Raw genomic sequence first — 21226 nt, forward strand, 5'->3', positions numbered from 1 at the left:
TTCTTCGGGTGTCATCGGCCCAATCCTCTCAGAGCGGCGTCAACGATCTCGTCCAGGTTCGAGAGGTCGTCGGCCAAGTGCAGCCCGGAACTGTCGATGCCGAAGAGCCTCCAATGCTGCAGCGGCGCATGCGGCTTCCACTCGTTGGGAGCCAAGTCGTGCGCGCTTGGGTGCTCGCGGCTCAGCACGCGGCCGCCTTCGGCGTCGAAAGTGTCGGGATGCGATGGACGAAAGGGGATCCCCGCCTCCATCAATTTGTTCTCGACGTATTCGTGTGCTGCCAGGTTGCGGAATCGGCTGATCGAGTTCGCATCGAGTGTGCCGTTGGTCGCGCCGTCCCAGAGATCGGCGATGCGGTCGTCCGGAGTGAAGTAACCCCTTTCGACCTGGTTCGGTCCGACAGCGATGTCGTGCTGCTGAACGAAGAGGTTCTGGCGCATCCCCTCGATGACCGACGGGTCGATGCCCGTGTTGGCGGCAGCACGTGGCACATCATCCGGACTGTTGCGGATACGCCGGTATGCCTCGGCGGCCCGCTCAGTGAACGCGTCGCCGGTGACGAAGTCGGAGCCGCGAGGAAAGTCCGCTCGGAACTCGCTGCCGCCGGAGGGTGTTGCGGGATCCGCGTCTGCGAGGGACCGGCTGCGGCCGCTGAACTTGGTGAAGATCTCGGCGAGGTCGTCGAGCATGGGGTGGAGCCGGCGCAGACTGTTCAGCAGGCCGCGGACGAAGTGCTGGATTCTGTTGACCCACTTGGCCACCAGGGCGGATACCTGGCCGATCACCACCGGAGTGGCGAGACCCAGGGTCAGTCCCTCTTTGGCCAGCCATTGCGGGAGGCGTGCGGCGAGGGTCCCGATGAACTCCGCGATCAGGTCACGAACGATGCCTCGCACGAGCGCGACAAGAAGGCCGGCGCCCTCGACAGCGTACGAAATGCCTTTTGCCGCGGTGGCCAGGCCTTCCAGCGTCTCGAGATGCAGCCGGGCATGCTCGCGGTAGGCCTCGCCGGATGAGCCGAACCAATCCGAGATCTCGGCACCGAGGCGATCGGCGTACTCCTGACGAGCCTGTTCTGTGAAGGCGGATACGTTGGACCATGTCGCGGCGTGCGCGGCGACCTCGTCCGCGTTGCCGGCGAGCCAATCCAGTGCCTCCTTCAAGGGCTTGACATGCTCCATGAGCCAGGAGACGCCCCAGGACACCAGGGTTCCCAGCGGGTCGACCGCCATGGACAACATGTCGAGCGAGGCGCCCACACCGCCCAGCGTTCCGTCGACCCAACTATTGCCGCGGATCCCGTTGGTGATGGCAACCGCGTCCTCGACGAGACCAAGACCGGTGGACCAGGTAGTGGAGTCGTGACTCGGCGCGACAAGGGGGTTGGCGGTCACAGCGGCAACTCGAGAAGCGGGCCGGCCGCGGCCTGGATGGCCCGCGCCGCGGAATCGTCGGTGGCCGCAAAGCCGGCGGCGACAGCGCGGAGGTTCTCCGCGGTCTCGCGGAGCGCGCCATCGGCATCGCCGAGGGCATCGACCGCCAGCGAGAAGATCGGACTGAGCAGGCCCGGAAGGAACTGGCAGAGCTGGCCGTACGCTTGCGTGTCCATGCTGACCTCGTGTACCGCCGACCGGGCCGTTCGCACGGAGTCGGCGATCCCCTCCACGCTGGCGGCGTGTTGGTGAACGGCTGGCGCCGGGAACCGAACCTGATCACTGGACATGGTCGGATCCGCCCGTTCGCGGGAAGCGTTCGGCATACGAATGGATCACCGCACGCCCGGTCTCGGTGTCGACGCCTACGGTCTCCCGTACCTGCTCGGCGACCTTGGACGACAGCTGGGCCTGAGCTCGCTGGACGAGCGCCATGATCTCCCGGCTTATTTCCGAGCCGGCACGTTGTCGTGCCCGGTCATCTATGTCGAGCTCGATCAGTTGCCCGGCCGATCCGACCGCGACGCGCAGAAGGCCGTCCTCGCTCTTCGCCTCGCCTGTCAGCGCGGCTACGCGCCGGGACAATTCGACGGCGATCGCCGCTCTCTCATCGACGTTGGCGACCCAGGAATCCAGCCACTCCTCGGCGGCATCGACATCGCTCACGGGCCCGTCTCCTATCGCGCGGGTGTCCCGGGCAATAGTGAGCTCTCCTGTCAAACCGCCGAAGTGCTGGAATCTCGTGTCAGGTCAGGCGCAGGGTGGCTAAAGCCGTGCCGACCAGGACGCCGAGGCCGTTGGTGGCCCAGTGGAGGGCGGCGGCGGCCAGGAGGCTGCCGCTGCGGCGGCGGAGTTCGCAGAGCAGCAGGCCGGCCAGCGCGGTGAAGGTCATCGCGCCCAGGATGGCCAGGACCTGGCCCGTCGGGCTGGCGCCGACCGCCGCGCGTACGGCCTGGTTGGCCTCGTTGAGCCGCAGGCTCGGGAGGATGTGCCAGAAGCCGAACAGGACTGACGACGTGACGCTGGCCAGGACGGCGCCGCGGTGGCGGTTGATCAGGCCGAGCAGGACGCCGCGGAAGGCGATCTCCTCGAGCAGGACCGTGCCCAGCGGGACCACGATGAAGGCCGTGAGCAGGGCGGCGCCCGGATGCAGGTGGTAGCGGGCGTCGAGGAACGCCGAGCGGGTCAGCGGCAGCGCCGCGCCGATGCCGTAGACCACTGCCACCGCCAGGATGGCGCCTATCGCGTACTTCAGGCCGGGCAGCAGGGTCCGGCGGGACAGGCCCAGGTCGTGCCAGGTGAGCCCGACGCGGCGGGCCAGCAGGAGCAGTCCGAACGCGACCAGGGGGCCGGCCACCAGGCCGGTGTGGCGTGGGCCGAACTTGTCCGCCACGTTGACCGCGGCCAGGATGACGAGGACGGCGCCGAGCAGCAGGGCGAGGCGGCGCCTCGAGGGGATGACGACTGGCATAGGCGCCTAAAGCTACCGTGCGGAAAGCCAAGATCCCTGGTAGCTGCCCTCCCGGGCCTGTGTCAGTGCTCTCCGGGTGAGGACGTGCACGGCCCGCCGGCGGTCGTCGTCGGCGACCTCGGCCGCGGCCGCGTTGGCGGCGGCGGTGATCGCCGTGTCGGAGAACGTGGTGCCGATCAGGGCCCGTTCGGCGTCGCGGGCCCGCACCGGGCACGGCCCGGCGTTCACCAGGCCGATCGCGGCGGCGGTGACCACGTCGTCGACCATCGTGACGGCGGTCATCGTGGCCGCGTACGCCCAGATGCCCGGTCCTCGGCGGTCCTCCGCGTAGCCGACCCCGGTTCCGGGCGGCAGTTGCGGCAGGAGCACCCCGGACAGCAGTTCGTCCGGCCGGCGCGCGGTCGTGCCGGCGCCGGTGAAGAAGCGCGCGGCCGGCACGGTCCGGCTCCCGCCCGGGCTGCTCAGTTCCAGGGACGCGTCGAGGATCATCGCCACGACCGTCCACTCGGCGGCCGGGTGGGCGTAGGCCAGGCTGCCGACCATGGTGCCGCGGGCGCGGACGGGCGGGTGGCCGATGTGGCGGACGACCACGCGGAGCAGATCGCCGAGCGGTCCGGCCACGGCGTCCGTCTCGAATGTCCGGTGCCGGACGAGGGGGCCGACGCGCAGGGTGCCGTCCACCTCGGTCAGCACCTCGAACTCGGCGACCCGGTTGATGTCGACCACCCGGCGGGGTGGATCGGCGAAGAACAGGCTCTGTCCACCGGCGAGCACCTGGGCCTGCCCGTCGGCGAGGGTGGCCAGGACTTCGGCGGGGCTGGTGGCGGGGATGTAGTCCACGGCACCCCATGCTGCCCGAACCGGTTGTTCTTGGACAAGCGTTCACCCGAACGGGGTCGGAGTTCAGCGGCGCCGCAGTGTCTGCGACGGCAGGACGCCGTACGCGGCCCGGTAGTGCGCCGTGAAGGTGCTGTGGCTGGCGAAGCCCCACCGCATGGCGACGGCCGACACGGTGGTGGTGGCCGGGTCGGCCTCGAGCAGCTGGCGGTGGGCGTGTTCCAGGCGGACACGCCGGAGCAGGGCGGTCGGGGTCGTGCCGAGGTGGCGGCGGAACGCGAGCTGCAGCGCGCGGATCGTCACCCGTGCGGTGGCCGCGATGTCGGCCGGCGTGATGTCCAGATGGGCGTAGTCCTCGATGAACGTCACCGCCCGCCGCACTGTCGCCGGATGCGCGTCGCGGCGGTCCTCGATGGTGGGATCGCGCAGCGCGGTGTTCGGAAAGGCCGACAAGGTCACCGACGCCAGCATCTGTACGGCGGAGCCGACCAGCAACGGCTCGTCGTCCACCGACAGCCCGGCCACGTAGTCGCGGACGTGGTCGTAGGTCCGGCTCCAGAACGACGCCGCCCGGCCGGACACCGGCCGGTACCCGGTGAACCGGATCGGCCGCGCGGCCCGGCCGGGCGCGGCGTCGGCGATGCGCGCGAAGAGGCCGGGCGGGAACAACGCGTACTCACCGTCGTGGTTCTCGCTCTCGGTGTGCAGGGCGATGTCCGGCTGGCTGCCGAGGAACAGGTCACCGGGGACGGTGTCGAGCCAGTCGCGGCCCGTACGGCACCGGGTGTGACCGGCCAGCGCCCGGCCGATGGCGATCTGCCCCATCGGGGCCAGGTCGGCGCGGTGGCTCATGGTGAAGGTGACGTGGTGCAGGGAGACCGGGCCGAGACCCATCTTGGCGATCCGCATGCCGGGTCGCCCGCCGGTGAGGGTGATCCGCGCCCGCGAGTACGTGCGGCTGAGCATCTCGTAGGCCATGTCGAGATCGTTCGTCTCGAACACGCTGATCATCGCCGGTCACCCCTCATCGTGACCCACAGTGCCCCGGCCGGCCGGCCGGGGCAATCCCGCTTCGCGCACACGACAGTGCGGGGCGGGGGTTGTTCGTTTCCGGCGTAGTCCGTTCGGAGCTCCAGGCAGCAGGGTGAAAGAGTCGCCGGGCGCTGAAGGCCGCCCACTTGTGCCGGATTTATGAGGATGTGTCGACTTTCACGGTGAGAACGACGACGGTACGTGACAGTGAGACCGGATTCATCACGGTCCGGCTGTCCGGCCTGCTCTCCCGCACCACGGCAAGTACGGTCCGCGCGGCCGTCGGCAAGGCGGCCGCGGAATGTCCCGCCGCCGTGCTCGTCGACCTCTCCGCTCTGGGCCGGGACGCGTCCGGCCAGCTCACCACCCTGGCCACCGCCTCCTACCGGGCCCACGGGGCCTGGGGCGTGCCCGTCCTGTTCTACGGGGGCGCCGCCGACATCGCCCGCGAGCTCGTCGCGTACCGCAGTTTCGTCATTCATCACGCCGACCGGGACCAGGCTTTGGCGGCCGTACGCTCGTACGTCCCCCGCTGGCTCCGCCGTCGCCTGGGTCCCGTCCCGGCGAACGCGCGCGCCGCCCGCAGACTGGTCGACGAGGCCTGCACGGCCTGGAACCTGCCCGCCGTCCGGGAGGACGCCCGCATCGTCGTCACCGAGCTGGCGGCCAACGCGATCCTGCACGCCGCCTCCGATTTCGAGGTCGTCGTCTGCTGCTCCAGCCGCTACCTGCGCGTCGCCGTCCAGGACGCCAGCACGGTCATGCCCCGAGCCGTCGAGCCCGGCATCGAACACGGCCGGGGCCTGCACCTGATAGCCGCGGTCAGCACCCACTCCGGCGCCACCCGCATCCGCGGCGGCAAAATCGTCTGGGCCCTGCTGGCCACCGATCGTCAGCCCAACCCCCTCGGCGGTACCGTCACGTCGTGACCTGGCTTTTCTCGAGGGCCTTCTCGAGCTCGGCCTTGGTCATCGTGGAGCGGCCCTCGATGCCCCGGCGGCGGGCCTCGGCGTACAGGGTCGCCTTCGACCGGGCCTTGTCGGACGACTTGCGGCCCGCGCTCGGCTTGCCCAGCTCCCGCCAGCTCGACTCGGTCATCTCCACGCCGAACTTGGCGGCGGCCTTCTTGATGCGCCGGAACGCCTCGTCGCGTTCCTTGTCGGAGACGTCCCGAACCTGGTCGAAGCGGGCGATCGCATTGCGAACGTGCCGGGCGTCGTTGAGGGGTTCCTTACGGACGCGGGGAAACGCGAACGTGCTGTCGGGCATCGCGTTGCGATCGGCGGCGTCCAGCGTGTTGTCAGCCATATCTGCTCTATGCCGCGATCGCCCGCCGGTAAAACGCGATGTCGCCGGCCGGCACAAGAGCGATGGAGTACGCGGGGTCCGGCGTCCGCCGAAGGTGCGCGCCACCCGCCTGCTCGGGCGCGGCCGAGCGGGTGGTCCCGCGCGTGCGGCGCGTCTCGCGTTGTTGCCGGGTTTCCGCTGTCGCGCTCCGCACGCCGCAGCCGTTCGCCGAGCGTTGTCGACGCTGCCGTCCGGGGCCGCGACCACCGCGTGGCACAAACAACCATCGAGATCGACTTCAACGATCGGACGATGGCCGGCCTGACCACGCGCCAGAAGTGGATCGTCGCCGCCCACGAATGGGGTCACGCCTACGGTCTCGGCCACGTCTCGATGAGCTGCGCGGGCCGGCCCTCGGTCATGGAGCAGGGCGGATCCAAGTTCGGCTGTCCCGGCACGCCGCCCTGGGCGGACGACGTCGCCGCCGTCGACGACATCTACTAGTGGGAGGGGACAGCACGCGCTCGCACATTCGAATCGCCCCGGTCATCGTGCTGCTCGCCGCCGTTCTCCGCGCGTGCGGGACGACGACGTCACCGGCGGCCGAGACGGGCGAAAAGCCTTCCGGAAGCCGAGTTGCAGGGCAAGCCCGGCGCGAGGGCGTCGACGTTTACTCTGTCGTCGGTATGGATCAGGGCTTCTTCGCTGTCGACGACAACCAGCTTCGCGGCATGCAGCACGCGGGAGTGGCGGCGGCCACCGGGAAAACCGTCACCGAACTCGATCGGCAACTCCGGTAACAAGCACTAAAAAGTGGAACGGATGTGGTCGTAGATCGCCTGGCGGCCGGCCGCGGCTTCCGGCACGGGCAGCAGGGGGTAGGCGTGGATCGCGCCCTCCTGCTCGTGATAGGTCAGCTTTGTCCCGGCCGGGACGCGGTCGCGCAGGAGCCGGCAGTCCGGCATGGTGATGTCGCGGGTGCCGACCAGGATCTGGGTCGGCGGTAGCTGGGACAGGTCGCCGTACAGGGGACTCACCCGTGGATCGTCCAGCGCCAGGTCGCCGGCCCAGGCGGCGGCGATCGGGCGCAGGCCGGCGCGGGTCAGCCACGGGTCGTGCGGTTCGAGGGCGTCGACCCGCGGGTTCGACATCGTCAGGTCCAGCCACGGCGCGATCATGGTCAGGCCGGCCACCGACGCCGGGGTGGCCTGCGCCGCCAGCAGGGCCAGGCCGCCGCCGGACGAGTCGCCCACCAGGTAGCAGGGGCGGCCCAGATCGCGGATCACCGCTGTCACGAAGTCGAGCGCCTCGAGGCCGTGATGCCGCGGCGCGAGGCCGTAGATCGGCACGTGCACCTCGCAGCCGGTCTCCCGGGCGAGGTCGCCGGCCAGCGCCCACTGCTGCCGCACGATCTCGCTCGTGTAGGCGCCGCCGTGCAGGTAGACGACCGGGGGACGGGACGACGGCTCGCCGATCCGGTGCACCGGGAAGCCGTTCACCGTGGTCATGACCGTGGTGAACGGTGGCGCCGACGGGCCCTTGCGGCGCGCCAGCGTGCGCTGCCCGGCGGCGGGGGTGATGAAGCGGCGCGCGTAGGCCAGCCGCACGAAGAGCGCGACGCCTCTCATCTGCCAGGAAGCCGACACGCCGCCACGTTACAAGATTCGTTCGTCCGGGCAAGAGGTACGCATGCGCCGTCCGCGGAAGTCCAGCCGTCGCGGGCGGCCGATCGGGTGGCTACTGTTGCGGGGTGAACAGTGCCACGGTGTCCGGCGCATGAGACCGGCCCCGAAGGCCGGGCACGAGTGCTGGTCATATGAGGATCAAGGTCTTTTCGACGCGTACGCCCGTCGGTGCGTCGATCAGGCGCTGGCGGCCGGCGAGCGGGTCTGGTTCGTCCCCAGCCAGCATGCCGATGTGACCGGCCTGCCGGGTGGGAACGCCGTCCGCGTCATCCGGTTCGCCGAGGCGTACGCGACCCACGAGGTCGTCGACCCGGCCCGGCAGGTGGCCGCCTACGCCGCCGCGACCGAGGACGCCCTCGCGGCCGGTTTCACCGGTTTCCGGGTGGTGGCCGACGTGACGCCGCTGGTGCGCACGGACGAGCAGCGTGATGCTTTCGCCCGGTACGAGTATGTGATCGGCCGCTACATGCGGCACCACCCGATGAGCGCCGTCTGCGCCTACAACCGTGGAGAGCTGGGCGAACGCGCCGTGGCCGAGCTGGCCTGCCTGCACGAGTCGAGCCACGCGGCCGGCGTGAGCTTCCAACTGCACCCGGGCGCGACCAGCGCCGAGGCGGTGCTCGAGGGCGAGTTGGACCTCTCGGCCGAGGACCTGTTCGCGACGGCGCTGCGCCGTACCGACCTGGACCGGGCCGACGGCGAGGTGGTGGTGGACGCGACCGGGTTGCGGTTCATCGACCATCGGGCCCTTCTGGCGTTGCAGCGGTACGCCGAGTCGCAGCGCACCACGGCGGTGCTGCGCACCCCGCTCGGTGCGGTGGTCCGCCTCGCCGGCCTGCTCGACCTCCCCCACGTGCGGGTGGAGGCGGCCCGATGACCAGGACCGGGGCCGCGGCCGGCTACCACGGCTACTACCACGAGGCCGTCTGCTACGACTCCGACGACGATCTGCTCGCCGTGGCCGTGCCTTTCCTGCTCGGCGGGGTCACCGCCGGCGAGCCCACGATCGTGGCGCTGGGGGAGCGGGCCGCCGGGGTCGTCCGGGCGGCGCTGCCCGGCGATGTGCCGGTCACCTTCATGTCCGGCGGGGCGATGTACGCGCGCCCGGCCGGCGCCATCCGGGCGTACCGCAAATTGCTGGCCGGCCACGTGGCCGCCGGCGCGCCGCAGATCCGGATCATCGGCGAGCTGACCGCCGAGGTGTTCGGGCCGGCCTGGGACTCCTGGGCCCGGTACGAGTCGGCGATCAACCACGCGTACGACGAGTTCCCGCTCTGGAGCATGTGCGCGTACGACATGCGCACCGCACCGGTCCAGGTGCGCGAGGACGTGCTGCGGACGCACCCGCGGACCGCGATGCCCGACGGCCGGCACGTGCCGAACGAGACGTACGTCGACCCGGTGACCTTCCTCAGCGACCGCCGCCCTCCGGTGCCGGACCCGCTGCAGCGTGCGGCGCCGCGGGCCGACATCGCCGAACCCACGCTGGGCGACGCCCGGCAGGCCGTGCGTGACGCCGACGACGGCCGTCTCGACCCGGACGACGTGGACGACCTGGTCGTCGCGGTCAGCGAGGCGGTGGCGAACGCCTACCGGCACGGTCGCGCCCCGGTGCGGCTGCGCCTGTGGAGTTCCGCCGACCGCATCGTCGTGACCGTCACCGACGGCGGCTCGGGCCCGAAGGACCCGTTCGCCGGCCTGCTGCCCACCGGCGACGGCCTGGAGGGCGGGCTGGGGTTGTGGATCGCCCACCAGTCCTGCGACCACGTCGCCATGTACCGCGACGCCGGCGGCTTCACGATCAGGCTGGCCGCCGGCTAAGACGGGCGGTGCGGGTCCTCCGGTGACAGCCACGCGTTGGGGTCGTCGAGGCAGGTCCGGTCGACCGACCGGGTCAGCGCCTCGACCACGGCCTTCACCACCGGCCGCGGCTCGTCGATGCGGGAGACCAGCGACCACGTCCAGTACGGCGCCGGCTGCCGGATGGGGCGGGCCACCAGGTCGGGCGGCACCGGCGCGGTCTGGCTCTTCGGGTTGTTGACCACCGGGCGGCGCAGCCGGCGTACGTGGTCGAAGAACGCCGTCCCGGTGACGCCGCCCTCGTTCACGTACTCGACCCGGGCGCCGGTCTCCGCGGCCATCGCCAGCGCCCAGCGGTTCCACGACGACCAGCTGGTCTCGTCGGCGTCGATCAGGACGACGGTGTCGGCGGCGCGGACCGGGTCGCCGTCCGTGCCGGGCCCGATGGCGTAGAGCCGGTCCGAGCCGAGCAGCCGCGCCTCCAACTTGTCCTCGGTGACCGTGGTGGCCGGCACCCAGCAGATGGCCAGGTCGAGGCTCCCGTCGACGACCCGGGCGGCCTGCGCGTGCGACGGCAGCACCCACGCGTCGACCAGCAGCTGGGCCACGCCGGCGGCCCGCTGTTCCAGGTCGGGCGGCCGCCAGTTGACGTAGCCCAGGCGTACGGGCTGATTCATCGCCAGGCCTTTGGCCGTACGCCGGAGGTCGTCCGCGTGTTCGAGCAGCGCCCTGGTGCGGGGGAGCAGCGCCTGCCCGGCCGCGGTCAGGCGGACCGTGCGGCGGTCGCGGTCGAACAGCTGCGTGCCGAGGTCCCGTTCGAGCGCCTTGATCTGCTGGGACAGCGACGGGCCGGCGATGCGCAGGCGCTCGGCGGCGCGGGCGTAGCTCAGTTCCTCGGCGACCGCGACGAAGTAGCGCAGCTGGCGGAGCTCCATGGTAGGGGCAGCCTCTCACGAGGGAGGAAAGCAGTCGTGCGGCTCGATCCGAACCCGACGCACTCTCTGGTCATGACAAACAACAAGGTAGCTGTCGTCACCGGTGCCTCCCAGGGGATCGGCGCCGCCACCGTCGCCGCGTACCGCGCGCTCGGCTGGAACGTCGTCGCGAACTCGCGCTCCATCGCGCCCTCGACCGATCCCGGGATCGTGACCGTGCCGGGCGACATCGCCGACCCGGCCGTGGGCGCGCGGATCGTCGAGACCGCCCTGAAGGAGTTCGGCCGGGTCGACACCGTCATCAACAACGCCGGCGTCTTCATCGCCAAGCCGTTCACCGAGTACACCGCCGAGGACTTCGACGCGGTCACCGCGATCAACCTGCGCGGCTTCGTCGTGGTCACCCAGAAGGCGGTCGAGGCCATGCTGGCCCGCGGCGAGGGCGGTCACGTCGTCACCATCACCACCACGCTCACCGATCACCCGGTCAGCGCGCTCGCCTCGGTCTTCGCCTCGCTCACCAAGGGCGGCCTCAATTCGGCGACCAAGAGCCTGGCGATCGAGTACGCCAAGAGCGGCATCCGCTTCAACGCCGTCTCCCCGGGCATCATCGCCACGCCGATGCACCCGGCCGAGACGCACGAGTTCCTGTCGGCCCTGCACCCGGTGGGCCACATGGGCGCGATCAGCGACATCACGGACGCCATCCTGTTCCTGGAGAAGGCGCCGTTCGTGACCGGCGAGATCCTGCACGTCGACGGCGGCCAGAGCGCGGGCCACTGATGACCGACTTCCTGGACGAGGCGGTTCTCCGCCCCTTGCTGGACGCCTGGCAGACCGCGATCGCCGAGCACGACGCCGAGGGCGTGGCGTCGCTGTTCACCGAGGACGCGGTCTTCCAGGGCCTCCAGCCGCACACGATCGGCCGTCCCGGCGTCGAGCGCTACTACGCCGGTCAGCCGGCCGGCCTGACGGTCGACTACCGGCTCCTGGCCGTCCGTCACCTCGGCGACGAGGCCGTGCTGGGCTGGGCCGAGGCCGACTTCACGGTCGGTTCCGAGGTTCGCGCCCTGCTCAACCTGACCGTCGTGGCCCGCCGCACCACCGAGGGCTGGCGTCTCGCCCACTACCACGTCTCACCCCGGGTCTGATCAAGCCGGCGATGCGGTGGGCGGCGCCACTGTGTGACAGCACTCTCGTCCGGATCCTGAACAGGAGGCGGGCGGGTACGTGGTTCTGGTCGAAGGAAGAAGGTGCAGTCATGAATGACTCGATCGCCTACCGGCCGGCGGGGGTCGCTGCCCGGGACCAGAGCCACGCCCTGTTCGCACGCACGATGGCGTTCGTGGCCGGAACGGCGGCTCTGTTCGCCCTGGGCGCCTACCTGGGGCGCGACCTGGGCGGCGGAGCCGCCATCATCTCGTACATCCTGTCGTTCGGCGCGTTGATCGGCATGCAGTTCACCGCCCGCCGCTCCCGCGAGTGGACGGTCGGCCTGCTGGCCCTGTTCGGGCTGTTCATCGGGCTCGCGGTGGCGCCCACGCTGGCCTTCTATGCCAGCCAGGACCCGCAGGCGCTGTGGCAGGCCGGCGGCGCGACGGCGCTGTTCATCGCCGGGTTCGGCTCGGCCGGCTACGCGACCCGGCGTGACCTGAGCCAGGTGGCCCGGTTCGCGTTCTGGGCGCTGCTGGCGCTGATCGCCTTCAGCATCGTCCTGATCTTCGTGAACATCCCGAACGGCGCGCTCATCTACTCGATCCTCGGCCTGGTCATCTTCGCCGCGCTGACGCTCGTGGACTTCCAGCGGCTGCGCCGCAACACCGACATCGACTCGGCGCCCCTGCTGGCCGCGTCGATCTTCCTGGACATCCTGAACGTGTTCCTGTTCTTCCTGAACATCTTCAGTGGGCGTACCGACGACAGGTGAATCCCGGTCCGCTGGTCCTCACGAGGTCCGGAAAAGGGCGTTCTTGAGGTGAGCAGGGCGTAGCGCGCCCGGGACTTGACGGTGCCGACCGGCACGCCGAGCCGGTCGGCCGTCTCCCGGGTGGAGCGGCCCTCGATGGAGAGCTCGGCCAGGATCGTCCGGTCGGCCTGGCTGAGCCCGCCCACGGCCCGGCGCAGCCGCTTTGCTCGCCTTGAACGCGAGCGGTGACGCGATCGTCACGGGCACATCGCGAGCCGGTTCACCGAATCTTATTGTCGGAATGCCGATCAGAAAAGGGGCCGAGACCCGTCAGGGCACGGCCAGAACCGGCGCCGGGTCGCCATCGGCCCAGCTCTCGGGCAGTACGGCGAGAGCATCGGCCCTCGCCGCCGCCTGCAGCCCGGCCGAACTCGTCTCCGCCACGATCCGCCAGCCGCCGCGCCGGCGGCACCGGTCGTCGCGGTGGACGGGGACGATGCGGACGCCGGTCGGCATCAGCTTGGCGGATCCGTGGACCGGGACCTCGGGGAGTGGCAGCGGTGGGCGGCCGCCGAGCGCCGTGAGCACCGGCTCGAGCAGGGTCAGGGCGGCCACCAGGCCGGCGAACGGGTTGCCGGGCAGGCTGACCACCCACCGGCCGTCGGGTAGTTCGGCCAGGGCCTGCGGGTGGCCGGGGCGGCAGGCGACGCCGCGCACGTGCCAGGTCGCGCCCATCCGGCCGAGCACGCCGTGCAGGTGGTCGGCGGCGCCGGCCGACGACGAACCGGACACGACGACGACGTCGGTGCGGGCGGCGGTGAGCCCGGACTCGAGCAGGGCCACGACGTCGCGCACGTGGCGGCGTACGACCGGGTCCGCACCGGCCCGGACCGCCACCGCCGAGACCAGGCCGGTGAAGCTGTCGCGCACCTGGCCCGGCCCGGGCACCCCGCTGTCGATGACCTCGTTGCCGGTGACCAGCAGCGTCACCGTCGGCCGGCGGTGGGCCGCGACTTGCTCGGCCCCGGCCTGGACGGCCGCCGCCGCGATCGTGGCGTTGACGGTCCGCCCGGCCGCGACGAGTACGTCCCCGGGACGGACGTCGTCGCCGGCGCGGCGGATGTGAACACGACGGCCCGCGCTGGGGTGGGCCGTCACGATGTCGCCGTTGCGAAGGCTGTCCTCATAGGGCAGGACCGCTGCGGTGCCCTCGGGGACGACCGCGCCGGTGGCGATCTCCACCGCGGTTCCGGGCCGCAGTGGGGGGCTGTGGACAGCGCCGGCCAGCAGCTGCCCGGTCACCGTCCACGGGCCGTCGCCGGCCACGGCGTACCCGTCCATGGCCGCCGTGTCGAAAGCCGGGACCGGCCGTAGAGCCTCGATGGGCGCCGCCAGGACACGACCGGCCGCCGCCTCCACCGCGACTGGTGTGGACGGCAGTGGCTTCGGCGTGGTCGTGGCGATGGCGTACGCATCGGACCAGGCTGTCTGTGCGGCCACAACCTCTCCAAGCGGGCGTCCCGGTGTTGTGACGACCTTACTTCCTTGCCGGGACGGCCGGGCATGATCGTGGTGGTCTTCATACCCGGCCGTCGCCCTACCGCTGGTAGCCCAGCCTTTCCACCAGGTCGCCCGTCGCCTGGGCGAAGGCCTCCTGGATGTCGTCGTCGAAGTGGTTGCGCCAGTCGCCCGGTTCGCCCTTGCGGTAGTGCGAGACCGCGCCGTTGCCCTGGCGGTCGTTCATCCGCGAGAAGCTGTACCGGCCCAGCAGCGTGGCCAGGTCGTCCGGCGGGATGTGGATGCCGCAGTGGCGCATCAGGGCGTCGACCTCCCGCGCCTGGTGCTCGCCGGTCAGGTCCTCGTACCGGAAAAGACGCACCTCCTCGGACGCGGGGGCGTTGACCCAGGACTTGAGCGAATCGAACCGCCCCTTGGCCGCCAGGTCCTCGATCAGGAAGATCAGGCCCTCCTTCTTGGGCCTGGCCTGGAGTTCGCGGCGCAGTTCGAGCACGTCGCCCATCGGCGAGTGGGAGTCGCGGTTGGAGAAGTAGCTGGAGACCACGAGGTCGCGCGGGTCGCGCAGCACGTAGAAGGCGCGGTGGTCGGCCGGCTTGTCGACCTGGTCGTAGCGGTCCCGCGCGATGAACAGCGACAGCGCCACCCGGCCGGGCGGGCAGAGGTTCGGATGGCTCCAGTTGTAGTAGCGCGGGTCATAGGTGAGCAGCCCGGAATGGCGGAACACGATCGGATCGCTGAAGATCGCCTTCACCCATTGGCTGGCGGTCTTGCGAATCGCGCAGTGGTAGACATTGGTGTATTCGGAGCGGGCCACGACCGGCACGGTCATGCGCAGTTTGGTGTTGTGCGCCTCCAGCATGGCGCGGCGTGCGAAGACACGGGCCGCGTTCGGCGTGTGGTGTTTGGCGTACAGGACAGCGCTGTTCAACATCGTCTGAGCCCTTGTCTTTCGGTGGCAGGGGGAGACGTATCAGGACAGTGTGATCCCAAGTTGATCTTCGTTTACGCGGTATGACCTGCGTAAACGGTTGGGTAGACGGACTTTACAACAAAGTCGGCCCACTAGGTGCAGAAGACGACCTGTGCGCTTGCTGTTAAAACGCCGCGAAAAAGCTTCAGGCTTGCGAGTACGGCGTCGGAATGTGTACGACGGGCAGACTCGGCTCCCGGTATCCGTTCGCTTTCTGCCGGCGCGGAAGCTTCACGTCGGCCGGCTTCAGCGGCTGGTACGCGACGGTGGCGAGCAGATGCGTGATCAGATTGAGCCGGCCGCGCTTCTTGTCGTTGTTGTCCACCACGTACCACGGTGCCCACGCGGTGTCGGTCGCGCGGAACATGTCGTCGCGCGCCCTCGAGTAGTCGTACCACCGGCTGTACGAGAGCAGGTCCAGATCGGACAGCTTCCACACTTTGCGGGGATCGTTGATCCGGCTCTCCAGCCGGCGGGTCTGCTCCTCCGGTGTCACCTCGAGCCAGTACTTGATCAGGGTGATGCCGGAGTCGACCATGGCCTGTTCCACCCCGGGCACCACCCGGAGGAAGCTCTGGGCCTGGTCCTCGCTGCAGAATCCCATCACCCGCTCCACGCCGGCCCGGTTGTACCAGCTGCGGTCGAAGATCACCACGTCGCCGGCCCCGGGCAGGTGGGGCACATAGCGCTGCAGGTACATCTGGGAGCGCTCGCGGTCGCTCGGCGCGGGCAGCGCGACGACCCGGAAGACCCGCGGGCTCACCCGCTCGGTGATCGCCTTGATCATGCCGCCCTTGCCGGCCGTGTCCCGGCCCTCGAACACCACGCAGATCTTCGCGCCGGTGTCCTTCACCCACTCCTGCAACGCGACCAGTTCGCCGTGCAGGCGGCGCAGCTCGTGGTCGTACTCCTTGCGCTTCATCCGCGGCGGAGTCCCGGCGTCCTCGTGGTGGCCCATCCCAGAAAGATGGACCACCGGGCGGGCTCGCCCCTCATCCGCCCGGGGTGGTTTCCGGCCGTACGGCGTCATGGTCGGATCGGCCATGACCGTCGGTGCCGTGGTGCTGGTAGCGCTCGCCGTCTTCGCCTGGGGCGTGCTCGCCACCCGCCTGGAACGCCTCAACCTGACCGCGCCCATGGTCTTCGTCGCGGCCGGCGTGACGCTCGGGCTGGCCTTCGACGTCGACCGGCACACCGAGGGCGTCGCCGCGCTGACCGAGGCGACGCTGGTGTGGGTGCTGTTCTCCGACGCCTCGCGGGTGGGCCCGCGCGAGCTCCGCCACGACGCCGGGGTGTACGGTCGGCTGCTCGGCCTGGCCCTGCCGGTCACCGTGGTGGCCGGAACGGTTCTCGCGTGGTGGCTGCTCGGCCTGCCCAACCTGTGGCTGGCGCTGCTGGTGGGGGCCGCGCTCGCCCCGACCGACGCCGCGCTGGGCGCCGTGGTCATCACCCATCCCGCGGTGCCGGCCCGCATCCGCCGGATCCTCAACGTCGAGAGCGGCGTCAACGACGGCATCGTCACCCCGGTCGTCGTGATCGCGCTGGCCGGCGCCGCGTCCGGCGCGCCCCTGCTGACGGCCGTTCTCCAGTTGGCCGGTGGGGCGCTCATCGGGGTCGCCGCCGGCTCGGCGGGTGGCAAATTGCTGCGTACGGCCGGGGAAAGCTTCGCCGGTCCGGCCGTGCTCGCGCTGGCGCTGCTGGCGTACGCCGGGTCGGTGGCGGCCCACGCGAACGGGTTCGTGGCCGCCTTCGCCGCGGGCCTCGCCTTCGGGCACGTGGCCGGCCGGGGTGGCCCCCGCGAGGTGTTCTACGTGGAGCAGACGGCCGGCCTGGCCTCGCTGCTGGTGTGGACCGCCTTCGGGGCCATCGCCGTGCCGCTGCTGCCGTCCCGCTGGACGTGGGCGATGCTGCTCTACGCCGTGCTGAGCCTGACCGTGATCCGGATGGCGCCGGTGGCGCTGAGCCTGATCGGGGCGCGGTTCGGCCGCCGTACGGTCCTGTTCGTCGGCTGGTTCGGGCCGCGCGGCCTGGCCTCGATCGTCTTCGCCCTGCTGGCCGTCGAGGAGCTGGGCCCCTCGGCCGACGCCGCGGTGGCCGTGATCGTCCTGACCGTCCTGATCAGCGTGGTCGCCCACGGCCTCTCCGCCGGCCCGCTGGCCGCCCGCTACGGCGCGGGCGGCCGGCCCTCGGCGGAGACCGGCCCGGCCCCCGCCGCCCGTCTGGGCCCCCATCACCTCAAGCAGCCGTGAGCCTTTCGGAGGGTACGGCCGGGTCGCTGCCGGCGCGATGAGCGCGGGAACGCCGGATCAGCTTGCTCAGCTCGATGACCACCGGAAGGGCCAGCGCCAGGCCCAGGCAGGCCAGCCACTGCCGGCCGGTCAGGGCCTCGGAGCCGAGGCTGCCGCGCAGGAAGCCGGCCTGGGTGGCCAGGACGACGAAGGCCACCGGGATCAGCCCCACGGCCGCGGCCCTCAGCAGCGGCGGGCGCAGGCCGCTGGCCGGGTCACGGCGGTTGGCCAGGGCGTTGAAGACGGTGCCGAAGCCCATCACGGCGAACGCCATCGTCACGTTGGGGCCGAAGATCAGGGGGACCAGCGCGGCCAGGAACAGCACCACCGCGTACAGAAGCCAGAGGCTCACCGCCGTACGGTTGCTGATCGGCATCCCGGGGTCGCGCGGTGGACGGCTCATCACGGCCGGGTCGCCCGGGTCCATGGCGATGATGACCACGCCGGGGACGGTGCAGGTGAAGAGCAGATACAGGACCATCGACGGGGTCAGGGCGACGCCCTCGTTGAGGTCGAACGCGGTGGCCGCGACGAACAGCAGCACCAGCGACAGCAGCTGGGTCATCTGATAGCGGACGTACGCCACGATCTTGTCGTAGACCCGGCGGCCGATCTCGATGGCCCGGACGAGCGTGCCGAAGTTGTCGTCGGTCAAAATCATGCGGGCGGCCTGTTTCGTCACCTCGCTGCCGCTGCCCATGGCGACGCCGATGTCGGCCTGCTTGAGGGCGGCCGCGTCGTTGACGGCGTCGCCGGTCATCGCCACGATCAGGCCCTGAGCCTGCATCGACCGGGCCAGGCGCAGCTTGTCCTCGGGCGACACCCGGCCGAAGACGTGCAGCTCGGGCAGGCGGCGGGTCAGCTCCTCCTCGGACATGGTGGCCAGCTCGGCCCCGCTGACCGCGCCGGGTCCGAGCCCCAGCGTGCGGCCGATCGCCTGGGCGGTCACCGCGTGGTCGCCGGTGATCATGCGGACGTCGATGCCGGCCCGCAACGCCACCTGGACGGCGTCGCGGGCCTCGGCCCGCAGCGGGTCGATGATGCCGACCATGCCCACGAAGACCAGGTTGGTGGTGAGCGCCATGGGGTCGTCCAGCGACTCCGACGGGTCGACGACCCGCGCCGCGAAGGCCAGCACCCGCAACCCGTCCGAGGCCAGCTTCTCGTTGGCGGCCACGAGCTCCGTCCGTACCTCATCAATCGGCTGTTGCGGCCCCACCGCCTTGCCGGCCCGGCTGCAGCGGGCGAGCACGACGTCGGGCGCGCCCTTGACCAGCTCGATGATCTGCGAGACGCCGTCGAGCTCCACGCGGTGGAAGGTGGCCATGAACTTGTAGTCGGAGTCGAACGGCACCTCGGCCAGCCGGGGATAGGCGTGCCGGGTCTGCTCGGCGTCGACGCCGAGCTTGGCCGCCAGCACCACCAGCGCCGCCTCGGTCGGGTCGCCCACCACGTCGCCCCGGTCGCTGACCGTGGCGTCGCTGTCGAGCGCCAGGCCCAGGGCGAGCCGGGTGAAGTCGGGGACGGGCGCCCCGGCGACCGAGGTGAGCCGCCCGGTCTTCGCGTAACCCTCGCCGGTGACGCCGAACCAGGCGCCGGCCGAGTAGACGGTCGAGACCATCATCTCGTTCATCGTCAGCGTGCCGGTCTTGTCGGTGTTGATGGCGCTCGTCGCGCCCAGCGTCTCCACGTCGGTCAGGTTCTTCACCACGGCCTTGGCCGCGGCCAGCCGCTGGGCGCCCTGCGAGAGCAGCGCCGAGACGAAGGCCGGCATGCCGGTCGGAATGGCCGAGATCGCCATGGCCGTGCCCAGCAACAGCAGGTCGTCGACGTCCATGCCGCGGATCCAGCCGACCACCACGATGAACGCGACGGCGGTCCACGCGATGATCCCCAGCACCCGGGTGAGGGTGTCGAGCTCCTTGCGCAGCGGCGACCGGGTGCGCGTGACGCTGGTCAGCATCGTCGCGATCCGGCCCATCTGGGTGTTCATGCCGGTCGCGGTGACCACCATGGTCGCCGTGCCGCGGGTGACCGAGGTGTTCTGGAACAGCATGTTGGCCTGGTCGCCGAGCCCGACATCGTCCGAGTCGAGGGCGCCGGCGCTCTTGGCGACGGGCGCGCTCTCCCCGGTCAGCGCCGCCTCCTGCGTCTCGCAGGTGGCCGAGCGCAGGATCCGCCCGTCCGCGGGCACCAGGTCGCCCGCCTCGAGCTGCACGATGTCACCGGCCACGACACCGGGCGCGGGCACCAGCGTCACCTCGCCGTCGCGGATCACCCGGGCCTGCGGCACCTGCATCCGCGACAGCGCGTCGACGCTGGCCCGGGCGGCCAGCTCCTGCCGGGCGCCGAGCACGATGTTGAGCAGGATCAGGAAGCCGACGATGAGCGCCGTCGACACCTCGCCGATCAGGACGCTGACCACGATGACGGCCACGAGCATGAGGTTCATCGGGTCGCGCAGCTGTTCCAGCGCCACCGCCAGGATCGAGGGCGGTTTCTCGGCGGCGATCGTGTTGGGCCCGTTACGGGCCAGGCGGCCGGCCGCCTCGGCGCTGGTGAGGCCGCGCTGCTGGTCGCTGTGGACGGCGGCGACCACCTGGTCGGCGCGCTGGTCGTACCAATGGTCGATGGTGCTCGTCATCGCCCTAGGTTGAGCGCCCGCCCACCGCGCCTACCTCATCCGGCGAGGATGAGCCCTCCGTCGTGAAGGTGATGAACGTGTCCGGCGGCCGCGACTCGGGCCGCGCGCCGTCGTTTATCTCCCACTTGTCGCCCACGACCGCGGTGGCCACCCCGGACCAGAAGGCCTCGACACCCGGGTTGTAGCGCTGAAAGCCGATCCGCCACCGCCCCGGGAACCGGCCGACGGTCAAAATCGCGGCGGTACGGCCGACGCCCGTACGGCGAAGGGCCCGGACCACGAAGAAGGCGGTGATCGAGGTGCCGCCTCCCTCGGCCGGGGCCGTCATGACATAGCCGGCGGTGCGGCCGGCGACGGTGATCAGGAAGGCGCGGCGCTCCGGGTCGGCGCCGGTCAGGAAGTGGTCGAGTTGCCGGTCGTTGAAGGTGCCGTCGTCGTTGGGCAGCAGCCCGTACCACTGCGAGAGATCGTGGCGGAACAGCTGACCGAGATTGCTGAGCACGGCCCGGTGCGTACGGTCGACCGGCTTCAACGCGACCGGTTCCGACAACGGCGGATTCATCCGGACAGCGTGCCACGACGCCGGCCCGCTACGGTGGGCGGCGTGTTCCCGCTGCACGAGACCTCCCTGATCACCTCGTGGCGCCTGCTGGCCGAGGCGGACCCGGCGGGCGAAGTGGTGGCCGGCCCGGACGCGGTCACGATGACGCATTCACATCCGGCGTTGTGCAACGCGCTGTTGCGTACGCCGGAGGGCCTGGCCACGATCGAAAAGGTCTTCGCCGAGCGCCCCCACGCGGTGTGGGTGCGGGAGCCGGACCCGGCCCTCGACCGGGCGCTGGAGGCGGCCGGCTACCAGCGTGACGAGCGCACGGTGCCGATGGTGCTCGACCTGAGCACATGGAAGGGGACTCCGGCGGTCGAGGTGGTGCGGGCAGCCCCCGGCGACGTGGCCGAACACAGCGGCGTAGGCGGAGCGATGCTGGCGGAGGTGCGGCACACGTACGGCTACGCCACCGCCGGCTGGGAGTCCTGGGCCATAGCAATGACAACGGACACGGTCACCAACATCTCGTTCGTCACCACCCGCGCCGAGTTCCAGCGCCGAGGCCTGGCACACGCCGTCATGACCCGGGCACTGCACGACGCCCGCACCCGAGGCGAGACCCACGCCACCCTCCAGTCGACCCCGGAGGGCCTACATCTTTACCACCGCCTCGGCTTCCACGACGTCGGCACCTGGCAGGAGTGGGTACGGCCGTAGCCAGCGTTCCGCCGCCCGCTTTCTCCCGCCTTCTCCCTGGCTCGCTTTCCTTCTGGCTCGCTTTCCTGCGCGGGCTGTGGTGTGGCCCGTCTTGTCCCACGCCGGCGGCGGCCTCGGTGCGCCCGACCAGCGGCATCGGCGGGCCTGGCAGCCGCA

General features: G+C 70.9%; 24 protein-coding genes and 1 pseudogene. 9 read left to right on the top strand and 16 right to left on the bottom strand.

The window, feature by feature from the left end; translation table 11 throughout:
- Nucleotides 1–11 precede the first annotated feature (11 nt).
- From ACGFJ7_RS22185 to ACGFJ7_RS22210, 6 genes are all read right to left on the bottom strand, one after another.
- Nucleotides 12–1394: a hypothetical protein gene (locus tag ACGFJ7_RS22185; protein ID WP_392643493.1), complete on the bottom strand. Its 1383-nt coding sequence runs from the start codon at nt 1392–1394 to the stop codon at nt 12–14.
- On the bottom strand, nt 1391–1723 hold the full coding sequence (locus tag ACGFJ7_RS22190) for a type VII secretion target (RefSeq protein WP_360256547.1): 333 nt from the start codon (nt 1721–1723) through the stop codon (nt 1391–1393). Before ACGFJ7_RS22190 ends, ACGFJ7_RS22185 begins: the two co-directional genes overlap by 4 nt.
- Nucleotides 1713–2099, bottom strand: coding sequence for a YbaB/EbfC family nucleoid-associated protein (locus ACGFJ7_RS22195; RefSeq protein ID WP_360256549.1), 387 nt, complete (start codon nt 2097–2099; stop codon nt 1713–1715). The genes ACGFJ7_RS22190 and ACGFJ7_RS22195 overlap by 11 nt, the downstream gene beginning before the upstream one ends.
- Before the next feature lie 79 nt (nt 2100–2178).
- Complete coding sequence (locus ACGFJ7_RS22200; RefSeq protein ID WP_392643495.1) at nt 2179–2904, bottom strand: CPBP family intramembrane glutamic endopeptidase; 726 nt, start codon at nt 2902–2904, stop codon at nt 2179–2181.
- 12 nt (nt 2905–2916) lie between these two features.
- Nucleotides 2917–3744 (bottom strand): FAD binding domain-containing protein, encoded by an 828-nt coding sequence (locus tag ACGFJ7_RS22205; RefSeq protein ID WP_392643497.1) that lies wholly within the window; start codon nt 3742–3744, stop codon nt 2917–2919.
- A gap of 63 nt (nt 3745–3807) precedes the next feature.
- Nucleotides 3808–4752, bottom strand: coding sequence for a helix-turn-helix transcriptional regulator (locus ACGFJ7_RS22210; protein WP_360256556.1), 945 nt, complete (start codon nt 4750–4752; stop codon nt 3808–3810).
- A 203-nt stretch (nt 4753–4955) separates the two neighbouring features.
- Between ACGFJ7_RS22210 and ACGFJ7_RS22215 the strand changes: the two genes are divergently transcribed.
- Nucleotides 4956–5702 (top strand): ATP-binding protein, encoded by a 747-nt coding sequence (locus ACGFJ7_RS22215; RefSeq protein WP_392643499.1) that lies wholly within the window; start codon nt 4956–4958, stop codon nt 5700–5702.
- Here the strand turns inward: ACGFJ7_RS22215 and ACGFJ7_RS22220 are convergent.
- Nucleotides 5692–6081 (bottom strand): DUF6582 domain-containing protein, encoded by a 390-nt coding sequence (locus ACGFJ7_RS22220; protein ID WP_392643501.1) that lies wholly within the window; start codon nt 6079–6081, stop codon nt 5692–5694. The genes ACGFJ7_RS22215 and ACGFJ7_RS22220 overlap by 11 nt on opposite strands.
- A 249-nt stretch (nt 6082–6330) precedes the next feature.
- Between ACGFJ7_RS22220 and ACGFJ7_RS22225 the strand changes: the two genes are divergently transcribed.
- Nucleotides 6331–6564: a hypothetical protein gene (locus ACGFJ7_RS22225; protein ID WP_392643503.1), complete on the top strand. Its 234-nt coding sequence runs from the start codon at nt 6331–6333 to the stop codon at nt 6562–6564.
- An 89-nt stretch (nt 6565–6653) separates the two neighbouring features.
- On the opposite strand, the gene ACGFJ7_RS22230 is transcribed toward ACGFJ7_RS22225, so the two are convergent.
- On the bottom strand, nt 6654–6851 hold the full coding sequence (locus ACGFJ7_RS22230) for a hypothetical protein (RefSeq protein WP_392643505.1): 198 nt from the start codon (nt 6849–6851) through the stop codon (nt 6654–6656).
- 15 nt (nt 6852–6866) lie between these two features.
- On the bottom strand, nt 6867–7706 hold the full coding sequence (locus ACGFJ7_RS22235; RefSeq protein WP_360256566.1) for an alpha/beta hydrolase fold domain-containing protein: 840 nt from the start codon (nt 7704–7706) through the stop codon (nt 6867–6869).
- A 130-nt stretch (nt 7707–7836) separates the two neighbouring features.
- Between ACGFJ7_RS22235 and ACGFJ7_RS22240 the strand changes: the two genes are divergently transcribed.
- Entirely contained in the window at nt 7837–8622 is a 786-nt protein-coding gene (locus ACGFJ7_RS22240) for an MEDS domain-containing protein (protein ID WP_392643507.1), read from the top strand.
- Nucleotides 8619–9566: an anti-sigma factor RsbA family regulatory protein gene (locus ACGFJ7_RS22245; protein ID WP_360256572.1), complete on the top strand. Its 948-nt coding sequence runs from the start codon at nt 8619–8621 to the stop codon at nt 9564–9566. Before ACGFJ7_RS22240 ends, ACGFJ7_RS22245 begins: the two co-directional genes overlap by 4 nt.
- Here ACGFJ7_RS22245 and ACGFJ7_RS22250 read toward each other — a convergent pair.
- Complete coding sequence (locus tag ACGFJ7_RS22250; protein ID WP_360256574.1) at nt 9563–10480, bottom strand: LysR family transcriptional regulator; 918 nt, start codon at nt 10478–10480, stop codon at nt 9563–9565. The two genes, ACGFJ7_RS22245 and ACGFJ7_RS22250, sit on opposite strands and share 4 nt — an antisense overlap.
- A 72-nt stretch (nt 10481–10552) precedes the next feature.
- Here ACGFJ7_RS22250 and ACGFJ7_RS22255 point away from each other — a divergent pair, with 72 nt between their 5' ends.
- The 3 genes from ACGFJ7_RS22255 (at nt 10553) to ACGFJ7_RS22265 (ending at nt 12407) form a co-directional block, all read left to right on the top strand.
- Nucleotides 10553–11263 carry an SDR family NAD(P)-dependent oxidoreductase gene (locus tag ACGFJ7_RS22255; protein ID WP_392643509.1) on the top strand — a complete coding sequence of 237 codons (711 nt, stop codon included), beginning with the start codon at nt 10553–10555 and terminating at the stop codon, nt 11261–11263.
- Nucleotides 11263–11631, top strand: coding sequence for an SgcJ/EcaC family oxidoreductase (locus ACGFJ7_RS22260; protein ID WP_360256579.1), 369 nt, complete (start codon nt 11263–11265; stop codon nt 11629–11631). The genes ACGFJ7_RS22255 and ACGFJ7_RS22260 overlap by 1 nt, the downstream gene beginning before the upstream one ends.
- A gap of 110 nt (nt 11632–11741) precedes the next feature.
- The gene (locus tag ACGFJ7_RS22265; RefSeq protein ID WP_392643511.1) at nt 11742–12407 is read left to right on the top strand and encodes a Bax inhibitor-1 family protein; all 666 of its coding nucleotides are present in this window, start codon (nt 11742–11744) and stop codon (nt 12405–12407) included.
- A gap of 65 nt (nt 12408–12472) precedes the next feature.
- Here the strand turns inward: ACGFJ7_RS22265 and ACGFJ7_RS22270 are convergent.
- From ACGFJ7_RS22270 to ppk2, 4 genes and pseudogenes are all read right to left on the bottom strand, one after another.
- Nucleotides 12473–12604: pseudogene (locus tag ACGFJ7_RS22270) on the bottom strand (sigma factor-like helix-turn-helix DNA-binding protein); the annotation flags it as partial.
- A gap of 112 nt (nt 12605–12716) precedes the next feature.
- On the bottom strand, nt 12717–13886 hold the full coding sequence (locus ACGFJ7_RS22275; RefSeq protein WP_392643513.1) for a molybdopterin molybdotransferase MoeA: 1170 nt from the start codon (nt 13884–13886) through the stop codon (nt 12717–12719).
- A gap of 97 nt (nt 13887–13983) precedes the next feature.
- Entirely contained in the window at nt 13984–14835 is an 852-nt protein-coding gene (locus tag ACGFJ7_RS22280) for a sulfotransferase domain-containing protein (RefSeq protein WP_360256588.1), read from the bottom strand.
- Nucleotides 14836–15019: 184 nt separating this feature from the next.
- The gene (ppk2, locus tag ACGFJ7_RS22285; protein ID WP_360256591.1) at nt 15020–15832 is read right to left on the bottom strand and encodes a polyphosphate kinase 2; all 813 of its coding nucleotides are present in this window, start codon (nt 15830–15832) and stop codon (nt 15020–15022) included.
- Nucleotides 15833–15917: 85 nt separating this feature from the next.
- Here ppk2 and ACGFJ7_RS22290 point away from each other — a divergent pair, with 85 nt between their 5' ends.
- Nucleotides 15918–17123: a cation:proton antiporter gene (locus tag ACGFJ7_RS22290; RefSeq protein WP_392643515.1), complete on the top strand. Its 1206-nt coding sequence runs from the start codon at nt 15918–15920 to the stop codon at nt 17121–17123.
- On the opposite strand, the gene ACGFJ7_RS22295 is transcribed toward ACGFJ7_RS22290, so the two are convergent.
- Both ACGFJ7_RS22295 and ACGFJ7_RS22300 read right to left on the bottom strand, forming a co-directional pair.
- Complete coding sequence (locus tag ACGFJ7_RS22295; protein ID WP_392643517.1) at nt 17110–19806, bottom strand: cation-translocating P-type ATPase; 2697 nt, start codon at nt 19804–19806, stop codon at nt 17110–17112. The two genes, ACGFJ7_RS22290 and ACGFJ7_RS22295, sit on opposite strands and share 14 nt — an antisense overlap.
- A 4-nt stretch (nt 19807–19810) precedes the next feature.
- Nucleotides 19811–20368: a GNAT family N-acetyltransferase gene (locus ACGFJ7_RS22300; RefSeq protein WP_392643519.1), complete on the bottom strand. Its 558-nt coding sequence runs from the start codon at nt 20366–20368 to the stop codon at nt 19811–19813.
- 42 nt (nt 20369–20410) lie between these two features.
- Here ACGFJ7_RS22300 and ACGFJ7_RS22305 point away from each other — a divergent pair, with 42 nt between their 5' ends.
- On the top strand, nt 20411–21070 hold the full coding sequence (locus ACGFJ7_RS22305) for a GNAT family N-acetyltransferase (protein WP_392643521.1): 660 nt from the start codon (nt 20411–20413) through the stop codon (nt 21068–21070).
- Nucleotides 21071–21226: the final 156 nt, after the last annotated feature.

This window comes from Actinoplanes sp. NPDC048988, from assembly GCF_043197815.1.
GTDB lineage: Bacteria > Actinomycetota > Actinomycetes > Mycobacteriales > Micromonosporaceae > Actinoplanes.

Excerpts from the sequence above, each read along its gene's own strand:
- ACGFJ7_RS22190 (WP_360256547.1), bottom strand. The coding sequence starts at position 1,723 with ATGTCCAGTGATCAGGTTCGGTTCCCGGCGCCAGCCGTTCACCAACAC.
- ACGFJ7_RS22200 (WP_392643495.1), bottom strand. The coding sequence starts at position 2,904 with ATGCCAGTCGTCATCCCCTCGAGGCGCCGCCTCGCCCTGCTGCTCGGC.
- ACGFJ7_RS22210 (WP_360256556.1), bottom strand. The coding sequence starts at position 4,752 with ATGATCAGCGTGTTCGAGACGAACGATCTCGACATGGCCTACGAGATG.
- ACGFJ7_RS22220 (WP_392643501.1), bottom strand. The coding sequence starts at position 6,081 with ATGGCTGACAACACGCTGGACGCCGCCGATCGCAACGCGATGCCCGAC.
- ACGFJ7_RS22240 (WP_392643507.1), top strand. The coding sequence starts at position 7,837 with ATGAGACCGGCCCCGAAGGCCGGGCACGAGTGCTGGTCATATGAGGAT.
- ACGFJ7_RS22245 (WP_360256572.1), top strand. The coding sequence starts at position 8,619 with ATGACCAGGACCGGGGCCGCGGCCGGCTACCACGGCTACTACCACGAG.
- ACGFJ7_RS22250 (WP_360256574.1), bottom strand. The coding sequence starts at position 10,480 with ATGGAGCTCCGCCAGCTGCGCTACTTCGTCGCGGTCGCCGAGGAACTG.
- ACGFJ7_RS22255 (WP_392643509.1), top strand. The coding sequence starts at position 10,553 with ATGACAAACAACAAGGTAGCTGTCGTCACCGGTGCCTCCCAGGGGATC.
- ACGFJ7_RS22260 (WP_360256579.1), top strand. The coding sequence starts at position 11,263 with ATGACCGACTTCCTGGACGAGGCGGTTCTCCGCCCCTTGCTGGACGCC.
- ACGFJ7_RS22265 (WP_392643511.1), top strand. The coding sequence starts at position 11,742 with ATGAATGACTCGATCGCCTACCGGCCGGCGGGGGTCGCTGCCCGGGAC.
- ACGFJ7_RS22280 (WP_360256588.1), bottom strand. The coding sequence starts at position 14,835 with ATGTTGAACAGCGCTGTCCTGTACGCCAAACACCACACGCCGAACGCG.
- ppk2 (WP_360256591.1), bottom strand. The coding sequence starts at position 15,832 with ATGGGCCACCACGAGGACGCCGGGACTCCGCCGCGGATGAAGCGCAAG.
- ACGFJ7_RS22290 (WP_392643515.1), top strand. The coding sequence starts at position 15,918 with ATGACCGTCGGTGCCGTGGTGCTGGTAGCGCTCGCCGTCTTCGCCTGG.
- ACGFJ7_RS22295 (WP_392643517.1), bottom strand. The coding sequence starts at position 19,806 with ATGACGAGCACCATCGACCATTGGTACGACCAGCGCGCCGACCAGGTG.
- ACGFJ7_RS22300 (WP_392643519.1), bottom strand. The coding sequence starts at position 20,368 with ATGAATCCGCCGTTGTCGGAACCGGTCGCGTTGAAGCCGGTCGACCGT.